This window comes from Pseudomonas sp. TE3895 (genome assembly GCF_056278855.1).
The window spans coordinates 3,913,709-3,926,356 of sequence record NZ_JBWBQE010000001.1 but is presented as its reverse complement, the minus strand read 5'-3'; the positions used below and the strand labels follow the sequence as shown (position 1 = coordinate 3,926,356).

At 60.8% G+C, this 12,648-nt stretch carries 11 protein-coding genes; 8 read left to right on the top strand and 3 right to left on the bottom strand.

The features are described from left to right. Nucleotides 1–3 precede the first annotated feature (3 nt). Nucleotides 4–651, bottom strand: a complete 648-nt coding sequence (locus tag ACZ889_RS17600; protein WP_019751519.1) for a BON domain-containing protein — start codon at nucleotides 649–651, stop codon at nucleotides 4–6. Nucleotides 652–839: 188 nt separating this feature from the next. Between ACZ889_RS17600 and ACZ889_RS17595 the strand changes: the two genes are divergently transcribed. The 4 genes from ACZ889_RS17595 to ACZ889_RS17580 all read left to right on the top strand — a co-directional run bounded on the left by ACZ889_RS17595 (nucleotide 840) and on the right by ACZ889_RS17580 (nucleotide 5,532). Next, entirely contained in the window at nucleotides 840–1,094 is a 255-nt protein-coding gene (locus tag ACZ889_RS17595; protein WP_108078689.1) for an outer membrane lipoprotein OprI, read from the top strand. Between the two features lie 6 nt (nucleotides 1,095–1,100). After that, nucleotides 1,101–3,383: a heavy metal translocating P-type ATPase gene (locus tag ACZ889_RS17590; protein ID WP_440781145.1), complete on the top strand. Its 2,283-nt coding sequence runs from the start codon at nucleotides 1,101–1,103 to the stop codon at nucleotides 3,381–3,383. A 161-nt stretch (nucleotides 3,384–3,544) separates the two neighbouring features. Further along, a complete protein-coding gene (locus ACZ889_RS17585; RefSeq protein ID WP_180688053.1) occupies nucleotides 3,545–4,435 on the top strand; it encodes a universal stress protein in 891 nt (296 codons plus the stop codon). A gap of 218 nt (nucleotides 4,436–4,653) precedes the next feature. Next, nucleotides 4,654–5,532, top strand: coding sequence for a universal stress protein (locus tag ACZ889_RS17580; RefSeq protein WP_476257628.1), 879 nt, complete (start codon nucleotides 4,654–4,656; stop codon nucleotides 5,530–5,532). Nucleotide 5,533: 1 nt separating this feature from the next. Here ACZ889_RS17580 and ACZ889_RS17575 read toward each other — a convergent pair whose 3' ends face one another. Continuing rightward, complete coding sequence (locus ACZ889_RS17575; RefSeq protein WP_476257627.1) at nucleotides 5,534–6,106, bottom strand: bifunctional pyr operon transcriptional regulator/uracil phosphoribosyltransferase PyrR; 573 nt, start codon at nucleotides 6,104–6,106, stop codon at nucleotides 5,534–5,536. Between the two features lie 321 nt (nucleotides 6,107–6,427). On the opposite strand from ACZ889_RS17575, the gene ACZ889_RS17570 reads away from it, so the two are divergent. The 3 genes from ACZ889_RS17570 (at nucleotide 6,428) to ACZ889_RS17560 (ending at nucleotide 8,721) form a co-directional block, all read left to right on the top strand. Further along, nucleotides 6,428–7,621, top strand: a complete 1,194-nt coding sequence (locus tag ACZ889_RS17570) for a cation:proton antiporter (protein WP_108078686.1) — start codon at nucleotides 6,428–6,430, stop codon at nucleotides 7,619–7,621. 232 nt (nucleotides 7,622–7,853) lie between these two features. Beyond that, entirely contained in the window at nucleotides 7,854–8,291 is a 438-nt protein-coding gene (locus ACZ889_RS17565) for a YeeE/YedE family protein (RefSeq protein WP_004577361.1), read from the top strand. A 1-nt stretch (nucleotide 8,292) separates the two neighbouring features. Continuing rightward, nucleotides 8,293–8,721, top strand: a complete 429-nt coding sequence (locus ACZ889_RS17560) for a DUF6691 family protein (protein WP_047602793.1) — start codon at nucleotides 8,293–8,295, stop codon at nucleotides 8,719–8,721. A 2,204-nt stretch (nucleotides 8,722–10,925) separates the two neighbouring features. On the opposite strand, the gene ACZ889_RS17555 is transcribed toward ACZ889_RS17560, so the two are convergent. Next, complete coding sequence (locus ACZ889_RS17555; RefSeq protein WP_476257626.1) at nucleotides 10,926–11,816, bottom strand: LysR family transcriptional regulator; 891 nt, start codon at nucleotides 11,814–11,816, stop codon at nucleotides 10,926–10,928. A gap of 146 nt (nucleotides 11,817–11,962) precedes the next feature. On the opposite strand from ACZ889_RS17555, the gene ACZ889_RS17550 reads away from it, so the two are divergent. Then, a complete protein-coding gene (locus ACZ889_RS17550) occupies nucleotides 11,963–12,583 on the top strand; it encodes a TetR/AcrR family transcriptional regulator (RefSeq protein WP_047602784.1) in 621 nt (206 codons plus the stop codon). Nucleotides 12,584–12,648 lie beyond the last annotated feature (65 nt).

Below are 12,648 nucleotides of genomic sequence, written 5' to 3'. Positions count from 1 at the left end.
GCGCTAGGCGATCAACAGATAATCTTCGACCTTGCTGACGCCCGGCACCGACCAGGCCGCACGCTCGACCACTTCTCGCTCGCGCAGCAAGTGCACCTTGCCTTCCAGCTTGACCACACCACCGTCGACCGTGACGCGGATGCCTCCGGCCTCGATTTCGGCGCTGCGCTTGAGTGCGTCCTCGATGTGGCGCTTGATATCGACCACGTCGGCCCGGGCTTTGAGGGTGATGCGGTTGTGTACGCCAACCACACCCGACAAGCGCCAGATTGCCTGTTCGATCACTTCCTTCTGGTATTGCCAATCGAGCTGGCCTTCCAGGGTCACCGTCCCTTTTTGCACGGTGACCTGGATGCCCTCCACGTTGGCGTCCGAGCTCCAGGCGATGATGTTCAGGGCACGGCTGGCAATCGTGTCGTCAGCGGTACCTTCGAGCTTGTTCAGGCGTACCTCTATCTCCTCTGCCAGGCCGCGCACGCCTTTCATGGCCTTGACCGTGCGCTCGGCACTGACTTTCTGGGCGTAGCTATTGACGTGCCCGGAGAGGGTCACCACGCCGTTCTGCACCGTCACACCGATGCTGGCTGCATTGATATCGGGTTTGAATTCCAGCTCTTCGAGCACAAGGTCTCGCAGGTCAAGGTCGTTCATGATCGGCTCCGGTAGCAGATAGGGTAGGGGCGGTGCCCTGAGTCTTTGTTTCTACCCTTGTGCCCCCCAGCGCGATTGATAAAGGTCAAACCGGGTGAACAGGCCGCTCGCGGTTGACAAATGTCAGGCGTTCGGCGCACGCCGCCATCGATACTTAGCGTGTCCTGGCCATGCACGAGGGTACCGACATGCGACGTTATGTGCTTTGCGGGTGGGCAAGCCTGTTGCTGGTTACCGCGTCCGGCTGCACGGCGTGGCGCGCCGAGGAATACGATGCGCGCCTGGAATCAGCGGAGAACAACGCCGCCACCGCAAGGTTGCGCGCCGATCAAGTGTGTTACCGCATCGATCTGGTCGAGCAGACCGCCAACGAGGCCCTAAGGCGGGCAACCCAGGCTCAGGACGAGGTGCGGCAACTGCGCCAGCAGGCCAGACGCAAGTAGCCCGCCATGCCACGTCGATGGCTCGACCTCGCACTGCTGGTGGTCTGCACGCTGGCCCTGCTGACTGGCGGCGTGGCCTATGCGGCGCAGCGGCCTGCCTGGGCCGCGCTGGTCTGGGCAACTGGTGGCCTGGTCATGGCCGGGGTCCTGGCGGTGGAAATGTTCAGGCGCCTAGCCCGGGGTGAGGCGGGTATCGACCTGATTGCCTTGCTGTCGATCACCGCCGCCCTGGCCCTGGAGAACATGCTGGTGGCTGCGGTGGTCGCGCTGATGCTGGCCACCGGCCGAGCACTTGAAGCGTTCAGCGTGCGTCATGCCGAGCGCGAATTGCGGGCGCTGATCGATCGAGCGCCGCAACGTGCCTGGATCCAGGAGCAAGACGGGCTGCGCGAAGTTGCGGTGGATCAGGTCAGGCCAGGGCAGGCCGTGCTGGTGCGCCTGGGTGAAATCGTGCCCGTGGACGGGCGCCTGCAGAGTCCCCAGGCCACCCTGGACGAGGCGGCGCTGACCGGGGAATCGTTACCCATCACTCGTCATTGCGGCGAGCCGGTGGCCAGCGGGGTGTGCAACGCCGGCGCGCCGATGGTGCTGGTGGCCACGCAGACTGCGGCACAAAGCACCTATGCCGGCATCGTGCGCCTAGCCGAGGCGGCACGCCAGTCACGGGCGCCCTTCGTGCGCCTGGCTGACCGCTACGCGCTGGCGTTCATCCCGCTGACGTTGCTGATCGCCGCGCTCGCCTGGTGGGCCAGTGGCGACCCGCAACGCGTGCTGGCGGTGCTGGTGGTCGCCACACCTTGCCCCCTGATATTGGCGGTGCCGATTGCCGTGCTGTCGGGCATCTCGCGAGCGGCGCGGCGTAGCATTCTGGTGCGCGATGGCGCGGTACTGGAGGCGCTCGCCGGGATCCGCCAGGTTTTTCTCGACAAGACCGGTACCTTGACCAGCGGCCATGCTCGGCTGCAATCGATCGAGCTTAACGGGGAGGGCGCGCCGCTGCAGATCTTGCAGTGGGCCGCGTCATTGGCCCAGGCATCCACCCATCCGATCGCTCGGGCTATTGTCGATGCGGCCCTCGCGCGGGGCCTGAGCCTGGCGGCGCCGCAACAGGTGCAGGAGGCGCCAGGCCAAGGGTTGGCCGGTCAGGTACAAGGCAAAGCCGTGCGCTTGGGGCTGCTGGCTTACGTGCAGCAGGGCAGGGATGCGGGCCCTTGGGCACAGGTGTGCTTGCAACAGCTGGACTATCTGGCCAGCAGTGGCAGTTTCGTAGCCGTGGACGGTGAATTGAAAGCGATGCTGCGGCTGGCCGACGATGTGCGTCGGGAAACCCCTCAGACCCTGCGCCGGCTTCGAGCCCGCGGCATCGACCAGATTGTCATGCTGACTGGCGACCGCCCCCAGACGGCGCAAATGATCGCGCTGACAGCGGGTATCGATGCGCTTCACTCTGGCCTCTCACCGCAGGACAAGGTCCGCCTGGTGCAGGAAGGTTGCCGAAAAGGTCCCACGCTGATGGTCGGGGATGGCATCAATGATGCGCCAGCACTGGCTGCCGCCGATGTCGGGGTTGCCATGGGCGCGTCCGGCGTGACTGCTTCGGCACAGTCAGCCGGCGTGGTCTTGCTGGTCGACAGGCTGGATCGTCTGATCGAAGCGCTCGACATCGCCCGGCACACCGTGCACATCGCCCGGCAAGGCGTGTGGGTGGGCATGAGCCTCTCGCTGCTGGCCATGCTGTTCGCTGCGGCCGGCTACCTGCCTGCGGTGATGGGGGCGGTACTGCAGGAAGGCATCGACCTGTTGATCATCCTCAACGCCCTTCGCGCCCTCGGCCCGGTTGCGGGCGATGGCCACAACGGGTTGCCGACCGAGAGCCTGCAGCGCATGCAGGACGAGCATCGACAACTGGACGGGGTGTTGACCGACCTGAGCCAGATGGCGCGGGACTTTGCCAGCCGCCCTGCGGAGCAGGCGCGGGCCGACCTCGGGCGCCTGGTCGCCGCCCTGCATGGCTCGCTGGAGCGCCATGAGCGGGACGACGAGCAGCAGCTGTACCCCCTGTTGAGCCGCTACATGGGAGGCGAGGATCCGCTCTCGCCGCTCAGCCATACACACCGGGAAATGTTCAGGCTGATCCATTTGCTGACGCGCATGAACGAGGATTTCGCCCAGGCCGCCGCCAACCCGAGCGCCGACGAAATCCAGCACCAGCTCATACGCCTGGATACCTTGGCAAAACTGCATTTCGACCAGGAGGAGGCCTTGTACCGTTACCTTGACCAACATTGAACACCGCTGCAGGCATTTGCACGCTTGATAAAAATCAAGCGCCAAGGGCGGCGTTGACCGGATGCTGGCAGCAGCGGTCAATCACTGCCGGCCGAAAAGCCCCGTCTCGATGCAACCCGAGCGACCTGAGTGATCAGGCCGGCCCACCGTTGGAGGCCATCATGAGTCACTATCAACGGCTGTTGCTGATCATGCGTCCAATGCTGCACCAGGCGGTCGCCCTGGAGCAGGCTGTTGCACTGGCCAGATCGGCATCGGCCAGCCTGCACATCGTCGCCTTGCTCGAGTCATTGGACAAACTCTGGCTGCTGGAGTCCGGTAAGCATCAAGCGGAGCGGGAGGCTTATCGGCTTGCTCAGCATGAACAGCTGGAAGCCCAGGCAAACGCACTGCGTGCCTCCGGCGTGCAGGTGACGACCGAGGTGGCCTGGAGTAACGACCTGCAGGATGACATTCTGCAGCACGTGCTGGAGATGCAACCGGACCTGCTGCTCAAGCAGGTCGAGCATGAGCCTGCGCTCAAGCGCGCCTTCTTCACGCCGCTTGACTGGCAACTGTTGCGCCACTGCCCGGTCCCGGTCTACTTGCTCGGTGCCAGCCAGCCGGCGTTGCCGCGCCAGATCGTGGCGGCGGTGGACGTGGCCGACACCTCGCCAGAGGGGCAAGCCCGAAATGACAGCATCGTCCAGCAGGCCGGTGCTTTGGCCTTGCAGACAGGGGCGCAACTGGACCTGCTGCACGCCTGCGATCTGTCGATGGCCTACATGGGCGATATGGGGTATGCCGCCTGGGCCATCGGTGACATTGCCGAGCCCTTGCGCCAAGCGCTGGAGGATGATTTCAGGAAACTGGCCGAACGCTTCGGCGCACCACCGCAACGTTGCCACTTTATGCTGGGCCGCCCGGTCGCGGTGCTCAGCGCATACGTCGAATCACAGCCGGTGGAGGTACTGGTCATGGGGCGGCCCATCGCACGGGGACTGGACCGTCTGTTCGGCAGTACCACCGAGCATGTGTTGTACCAGGTGCCTTGCAATATCCTGGTGGTGTAGGACCGTGCGGCTGACTACGCCATGGGCGTGAGGCGCTCGGCGACCAGGGCGCTGGTGTTGACGACGTCCAGCCGGGCCTGGCACGGGCGGGCAGGCGAAAGGGCTTGATGCTGTCGGTGACCAGGATGCGTTCGAACATCCCGTTTTGGAACAGCGCCCCCGCGCTGCTGAAGGAGCGGCGACGTAGGCTATCCTGCAGCCGCACCGGGAGGTGCCCGATGAACCCGTATCGCCGGATTTTGCTGATCATGACCAAGGCTCAAGCCAATGCCGCGCTGGACCGGGCCATGGCCCTGGCTGCGGCGTCTGGTGCTTCCCTGCACGTGCTGGGTATTCATGAACCCGGCGAACTGCGCCTGCGCCACGAGTTGCCGACACCCCCGCTGCCTTGCGTTTCATCCGTGCACTTCAGCACAGCGCTCAAGGCGCTGCTCGATGAACAGCCGGCAAGGGGGGCACGCCCAGGTTTCGAGGCCGTGGAAACCTCCGATCCCCGAGACCTGGTGCCGGCCTGCATTGCCCGCTATGCGCCTGATCTGGTGATCAAGGACTGCTCGGGCTGTTCCCTGATCGATCAGCGGGCCCGGACTTCACTTGACCAGGTACTGTTGCATGGGAGCGAGGTGCCGTTGATGTTCGTACCGGCGAATGCCCCAGCCATGCCAGCTAGCGTGCTGGTCGCGGTGGATGTATCCCACGCCTCGCCGCTCAATGACGCACTGGTGATGGCCGGTCAGCAACTGGCGACGCAATGCCAGGGCCAGCTGAACCTGCTTTCGGCTTACGACCTGCCAATCGCCATGCTGGCAAATCCTGACCTCGCCGGCCCTTGGGCGGATGAGCTGCGGGAATCGCTGCAGTTGCCGTTCGATGCGTTGGCCGATGCCCACGGCATCGCCCACAACCATCGATTCTTCAGCGAAGGTGCGCCGTTGCGTGTCATCAAGTCTCATATCGCAGCGCTGGGAGCCGATGTGGTGGTGGTCGGCGCCGTGCAGGCCAGGCGTTGGGCCAAGCTGATCGGCGATACCACCGAGCGGCTTGTCAGCCATGCGCCGTGCAGCATCCTGACGATCAGGCCTGCACCTGGCAGTTGAATCAGACGGTATCGCCTGTTCGGCCATGGCGCACCACCTCCACGCAGAATTGACCTTCGTAGGGGGGCACATGGCATTCGACGATATCCTGCGCCGCGACCTGCAGATGAATGCCGACGATATCGGCATGCACCGGTTGGTGGCAGACGTGGCGGTCGACGAGCACCGCGCTGATGATGTGGCGCGCACCCAGTTCGGCGAGGTAGGCGCAGGTGCATAGCAGAGAGTGCCCTTCGTAGAGCACGTCATCGACCACCAGCAAGGTGGTTGCGGCAAGGTCGAGCTTGGCGAGTTCAGGGTTTTCGGTGAGTTGAGTATGGGCATGCAGGAGGCTCAGGTCGTCTGCATAACGCTTGACCTTGATCGGGTAGAGCGGCAAGGGCGCAGCACCGGTGAGTGCCTGCAGGTGCAGTTGCAAGCGCTGCGCCAGCGGCTCACCACGCCGCTGAATGCCTACCAGTGCCACTTCGGACGCCGGCAGGCAGGCCATGGCCTGGCGGGCCATCGAACGCAGCACGCTGTCCAGATCGTCTTCGTCATACAGGCGGACCCTCGATGGAGCGGGGCGATTCATGGTGTTTCTCCTTTATTGGATATCACTGGGCGGGAGCCTACCCGGGCACCTTGAGGTGGGCTTGATAAAAGCCAAGTGATAGCCAGCCGAGTCCGGGCCAGGAACCTGAGTTTCAGTGCATCGCGGATTACTGCATCTACCAGACGGGCGCAGGCACCAATAGCCTGCTGATGACACTGATGGGCCATGGCCGTTACCGGCACGCGAGATCTTTATTACCTGCATAGTTGACCTAAGATAACTTCTGCCGCCTTTCAGATCGTCGCGTTGCGCGGGCAGTGATAGCGTTGCTACATACGCTTTTGATCCCGAGGCGTGGCCATGTATCAGAACCTGGCTGTTCTGGCCGCCTTGCTGGTGCTGTACGCCAGCCTGGCCGGCGCGCTTGAGTCGAAACCTGTCAATGGGCCGCTGTTGTTTCTGCTGGCAGGCCTGGTGGCAGGCCCCTCCGGGCTCGGGTTGTTGAACCTTTCGCTGGACCGCAACGATCTTCGCTTGCTGGCCGAGCTTACCCTCTCAATCGTCCTGTTCAATGATGCCGCCAAGGCCAACCTGGCCCAATTGCGGCAATCCCGTAGCCTGCCCTTGCGCTTGCTGACCCTGGGGCTGCCACTGACACTGATTGCGGGCTGGCTTGCTGCCTGGCTGATGTTCCCACGGATGCCCTGGCTGGAGATGGCGCTGTTGTCGACGATACTGGCCCCGACCGACGCCGCCCTCGGCAAGGCCGTCGTGAGCAACCCCGACGTTCCGGCCGATGTGCGCGAGAGCCTGAATGTCGAAAGCGGCTTGAATGACGGCATTTGCGTGCCGGTACTACTCTTGCTGTTGGCATTGTTGACGGAGGCTCATTCGACGATGCCTTTTGCCTTGGCGGGCTACTTCTTCCTGGAGGAGTTGGGTATCGGTGTTCTCACGGGGGCGGCGCTTGCGCTGTTGGTAGGCGGGTTGTTACGACTGTCGCAACGCCATTGCCTGCAGATCGAGGCCTGGCAGCAACTGGTGATGCCCGCGCTGGCATTACTGAGCTTCGCCAGCGCTCAGGCACTGGGGGGCAGCGGTTTTATCGCCGCGTTCTGCGCAGGGCTGCTGACAGGTTACCTGTTCAAACGGGAAACCCAGCCGTTGATCGTCACCGGCGAGTCGTGCGGTGAAGCGCTGTCGCTGCTGACCTGGGTGGTGTTTGGCGCCTATGTGGCGCCCAAGGCTTCGCAGATCATGGCACCCTCCGTCTGGTTCTACGCACTTTCGAGCCTGTCGCTGGTGCGAATGCTGCCTGTCTGGCTCAGCCTGGCGGGGAGCACACTCAGCGCCGAGAGCCGCTTGTTTATCGGCTGGTTCGGCCCCCGTGGGCTCGCGTCCATCGTTTTCGCGATATTGATACTGGATGCGCCGTTGCAAGAGGCTGGCACGATCATCGCGTGCACCATCGCTTGCGTTGTGCTGAGCGTGGTATTGCACGGCATGAGTGCATTGCCGGGGGCGCGGCGGCTGGGGCGCAGCGCACGAGAATGAGGGTGTGACAGGGGGCCGACCGGTTTCGTAAAGGCCTGTACGCGCAGGAGGGCACCATGAGTCATCCAGCAAAGAAAATGGGCTTGGTGGCTGGCTGGGGCGGTCATGCTGATCTGGACCCGTGGCTGGCCATGGGCCCGAAGGGCCGTCGCGAAGGGGTGGATTCCAGCGGTGCAGGCACAGCGTTAAGATGGAACCGGTTCATTTCTGCAGTTGGATAGGGAGCACTGAAATGTTGGTTGATATGGCTGCCTTCACACCGTGGTCGGCTCTGGCAGGCGGAGCACTAATAGGCCTGGCCGCCGGGCTGTTCGTGGTGGCGAACGGGCGCATTGCCGGTATCAGCGGTTTGCTCGGCTCGCTGTTGCAGCGCACGGGAGAAGGGCGTGGCGAGAAACTGTCGTTTCTGCTGGGCATCATCGCGGCGCCACTTTTGTGGCGAGCGTTCTCGGCGATGCCCACGGTACATTTCAGTACGGCCCCCTGGTTGCTCATGGTCGCAGGGCTTCTGGTGGGCGTGGGTACCCGCTATGGCAGTGGCTGCACCAGTGGCCATGGTGTGTGCGGCCTTTCTCGCCTGTCCCCTCGCTCGGCGGTGGCCACGTTGTGCTTCATGGCGGCCGGCTTTGCCACCGTCTTCGTGGTTCGCCACCTTTACCCAGGAGCATGAAATGACCCGGATCAGCGCATTCATCGCGGGGTTGCTGTTCGGCATGGGGTTGTTGCTGTCGGGCATGGCAAACCCCACCAAGGTACTGGGGTTTCTCGACCTCGCGGGGCAGTGGGACCCGTCACTGGCACTCGTCATGGTGGGCGCCATCGGTGTTGCACTGCTGCCGATGGCTTGGGCGCGTCAGCACGCTGTGTCCTTGCTCGGCGGCGCGATGCAGTTACCTGCCCGGCGCGACATTGACCGACGGCTAGTGGGTGGCAGCCTGATCTTCGGCATTGGCTGGGGGCTAGCCGGGGTGTGCCCAGGGCCGGCCCTGGTGCTGCTGGCCGGCGGGTTTTGGCAAGGCTGGCTGTTTGTGGCAGCGATGCTGGCCGGCATGGCGCTGTTCAATGGGCTGGAAGCGCTTAGTAAAAGCCGCCAGGCGTAAAGCAAGCTGCGGCCGTGCCGCGTAGACAACAGCGGGTGGGTTTCATTGGGTGAGGGCAGAGGAGACAACCCCGTTGCCCTTACCGACGACATGGAACCACCCGTTATCATTGCCATCCCGACGAAAGTCGCCCATTGAAGGCGGGTGAGGGCGCGGCCAGTTGCATAGTCGTCTGTAGCCCTCGGCCACGTTTAGGGGGCGGGGAAGGAGGCCAGGTAGGCTCGCACCGTCGGCTGTTCTTCGGTCAGCTGCTGGAAATTCAGCATCAGAAAGCACCGGTAACTTTCGAAGACAGGGTGATAACGATGACATGGGACAACCTGAATAAAGAATGGCGCTGAGGAATACACAATATCCCGGCCTGAGAGTTATCGGATATTGAGGGAAGCGTGAAGGGCACTTTCCAGACGGGCTATGCGTATAACTCAACTAAATATTCATTTAGTCGAGTTGGGTCGCGCGCTTACATAAAAGAAGGGTAGTTTGGTATTTATTGCTCGACAATGCAACCGACTGGCTTTATCTCAGGTTCTCTGGGTTATCGGGCTGCGGGCGCACGCTGATATCGGACAGCTTCGTGGCAAACTGAAGCGCTCAGGTAGCCTGGAATTGGGCTTTGAGGATACAGAATGGCTGGCGTGCACCCGCGCGCCAGGCAGATTTAACGGGTGTACTGACTGAGAAAGAGCTGTACAGGGCGATGATTTTGACCGATTTTATCGTTTATTGAGTGAGTAAACCGCTCTAGGTTGAGGGGTTGCCAAGGTTAGGCGAAAGCGTCTATTGGGATTGATCTGGGCATTTAGGCTATTGAAAGGTGGTGGCGTCTGTGCCAATCAGAGCCAAATACGATTGGAAAAACCCGGCTCTACAAATATCTCATGCTTTATTTTCACCTGGATAATGATGAGCTACCTGAAACAGATCTCACCGATATTGCGTGTTCGGAACCGTACAGGATTGACAGCGCAACCGCAGTCACTCGAGGCCATCGCGCTTAAAGTTTCTTCTGATTTCACAGGTTCGACCTCTGGTCAGAAAAAGGAGTTCGCGCCGATGCTTGTGTTTTCATCGATGAGTAAGCATACGCGGCCTTCGCAAGTCTTCAGAAATAGCAAAGGCGCTGGCACGGTTGCTTAACGCAGTTTACGTGGCTGCAGTAACACATAGACGTAAATCGACACCTTAATGACGAGGCTCGTCGCGCCAGGAAGCGCCTTGTATCCATGGCATCGGTGGACAGAAGCGTTGAATGGGTCTGCGGCTGTGAGAGCGATCCGAGCAGCAAGATGGATTGGAATGAGGCAAAAAAAACGGCCTAGGTCGATTTACTTTCGAGATTAGGGTAAGAGGCTTCCGTGTACTGTCACAGCTGGAAAGGCGCCTGAGCTGTCATGTACCTGGCTTTAAATCTGCCCACCCAGCGGTACCGGTGACTAATACGCAGTTATGCATAATGCGTATTATGTTAAACCTGATGTTACGTCAGAAATGCTCCTGAGCTCCCTCGGATTCGGCGCAGCGCTCAGAACTAAACCTGCGAAATGCGGAAAACTAAAGATGCAAAACCGGATTCCCTGCGTGTTTTGAAATTTTTAGTTCTTGCCCCCGAGCTCTGTAGATTTTCGGGTGTGCGTTCGTTGGTCAAAGCCACCCTGACCTCGTAACGACATCGTGCTGAAAACGGTGTATTCTGAGCTTGCTTGCTCCGAGACTTGTTGGCGATGAGCCTCCCCTTGGAGACGTTCGATAGCCCGCCTACCAAGGCGGGCTTTGTTTTTGACCGGTCAGTGCCTGCCTCCATTTGATCAAGAGCTACGCATCATCCCGACTATGGGCGCGGGAATGGCACATTGCCAGTCTACGGGTTCGTAGGCACAGCCAGTTGGACAGATGCCTTCAGAACAAGCTTCCGCAGCCAGGAAGGTTCATGTCTCGGGGACGACATGTTCGAAGCGCAGCCCGACTGCCACGTTGCTACTCGGAATATCGGATCAAGGCAGCACCTGCGGCGCGCTTGATCGACTTGGGCGCCCCGGAGGCACAGCGAGACATCGGCAGGCTCCTGATGCAGCGCTGCAACTGGGAGCGACCGCATCAGTTCAGGGTTGGGCTACCGCCAGTCGTTACCGAGGGAAAACTGAATCAGCCGTAGCCGTTCTAATCAATAAAGGCGGCGCTCCTGCGCCGCCCTTCTGCATTGCTCAAGGCATCAGCCGTCTGAGGGTGCGAATGAAGGCTTTGATCTTGGCATCAAGGTAATCTCTTCCCGCGTAAATGGCATACAGGTTCAGTTCCTGTAGCTGGTGATCAGGCAGCACATGCACCAGCGTCCCCTCCTGTAACGCCGGCCTCGCAGCAAAGGCAGGCAATATCCCTACCCCCATTCCCGACTCCAGGGCCCTGACCATTGCCTCGGTAGAGTCGACTTCCAGAAACGCGGGACGGGGTTGAATCGTCTCTGTCTGGCCACCTGATATAAAGCACCACTCGAGTGCATCTGTCATAGGCACCGACAATTGCAGGCAATCGAATCGGATAAGGTCTGCAGGCGTTTGTGGTGCGGCATTGGCGGCCAGGTAGGATGGCGAGGCGCACAAAATGCTCTGAGTCTTACCCAGTTGCCGTGAGATGTATCCGGAGTCAGGCAGCCGATCGGAGGCAATGATCGCAATATCGATACCTTCGCCTAGCAAGTCTGGGAGACGGTTCGAAAGCGTCAGCTCGAAAGTAATCGCTGGATGAAGCTTGCGCAGTTCAGCGATAGCAGGGACTACGAAATGAGCCCCGACCCCCACCATCGCATGCAGGCGCAAACGCCCTTCTGGCAATGACATCGCACCCCGCGCCTCGACTTCAGCCTGATCCACGGTGGAGATAATCCGCCGGCACCATGTGAGGTAGCGTCCACCGGCCTCGGTCAAGATCAACTGCCGTGTATTGCGATTGATCAAGCGCGTTTTCAGATGCTCCTCAAGCTTGGCGATATTGCGGGAAATCGTCGGCACTGCCAGGTGCATCTGCTTGCCAGCAGCGGTAAAGCTCCCCGTCTGCGCTACGCACATGAACGTGCGCATGTTCTGCAAAGTATCCATGACACTGCCTCAAAAAACCCTTGAATGCCTGTTAATTCAGTGAGTCATGACGAACTGCCACGTTGACCCTCAAAAAATACTACGTTATAAATACTGCCAGTGTCTATTGTGATCCACGCCTACCTCGACCTCTGATGCGAGCCAACATGAGCGATACAGCCAAGCCGATCAAAAGTGCCAAGCCTCGGAGCCGGTCATCCATCGGAGCTGTGCGCAGCCCCCAAAGCACCGAAGCGATCCTCGATGCGGCGGCTGCCATTCTCAAGGAAAAGGGGTACAAAGCCTTCACCATGGACGCTTTGGTGGAACGAGCAGGTTCCAGCAAACCCACCATCTATCGATGGTGGCGTAGCAAAGGCGCATTACTGCGCGATGTGTACGAGCGTGCCGCTGTGACGTTCGTAACCTCCCCAGATACCGGGGATCTCGAACAAGACCTGATTGACCACTTGCGGTCCTTGTGGGTGTGGTGGCGCTCTTCCAGTGCTGGCGAGACGCTGCGCAGCGTGTTTATCGAAATCCAACTCGATATCGAAGCCATCGAAGAGTTTCGGACAGCCTTTCTTCCTCGCCGCGAGCGAACGCTGCGGAACATTTTTGCCAGAGCGGTCAGTAGAGGTGAAATCATCGACGGGCCAGCCATTGATGCTGCCGTAGCGATGCTCACCGGGACATCCTGGTTGCACTTGGTTACCGCAAACCTGGACAACCTTGAAGATATTGATCGGTCTGTTGCACTCGTTGTACGAGGCCTGCGCGTCGGCTGAACCTCTTACGAGAGGTGCCGATGCTTTTTCACGCCCATAACGACACTGTCAGTGTTTATAGGTTT